The sequence below is a fragment of the Corynebacterium sp. HMSC29G08 genome, from assembly GCF_001806875.1.
In the GTDB taxonomy this organism is placed as follows: Bacteria; Actinomycetota; Actinomycetes; order Mycobacteriales; family Mycobacteriaceae; genus Corynebacterium.
Genome location: NZ_KV786249.1, coordinates 1 through 564, shown reverse-complemented (window position 1 = coordinate 564; position 564 = coordinate 1). Strand labels below are relative to the sequence as shown.

General features: G+C 61.0%; 1 protein-coding gene. It reads left to right on the top strand.

The features are described 5' to 3' along the window. Positions 1–564 (top strand): Rib/alpha-like domain-containing protein (locus HMPREF3101_RS12125; protein WP_210386180.1); only part of this gene is annotated, 564 nt, incomplete at both ends.

Sequence of the window (564 nt, the reverse complement as noted above, 5' to 3'; positions counted from 1 at the left end):
AGCCCGACAAGCCGGTTGATCTGCCGAACAAGGGTGGTCCGGTTAAGCCGGGCACCACGGTTGAGACAAACGGTCCGGGCACGGCTGAGCTGAAGCCGAATGGCACCATCACGGTAACGCCGGAGGGCGCGAAGCCAGGTGACGAGATTGTTGTCACTGTCAAGGACAAGGACGACAAGGTCATTGATGAAGTGACCGTTAAGATCACGGAGCCTTCGAAGACCATTGCGGATCAGACGGATCCGGACTGGAAGGACAAGGAAACCACTCCGGGTACCCCGGTTGAAGTTCCAAACGAGGGCGACAAGCTGCCGGAGGGCTCCAAGGTTGAGGTTCCAGAAGGTGCCGACGGCTGGAAGGTCGAGGTTGGTAGCGATGGTTCGACCATCGTTGTCACCCCGCCGGCAGACGCTGCGCCGGGTGCCAAGCTCGACGTCCCGGTGAAGGTGACCTACCCGGACAACTCGGTTGACACCGACGACTTCACGGTGACCGTAAAGGACCCGAACGCTGGCGAGAAGAACCCGGACTGGGACGACACTACGACCGAGCCGGACAAGCCGG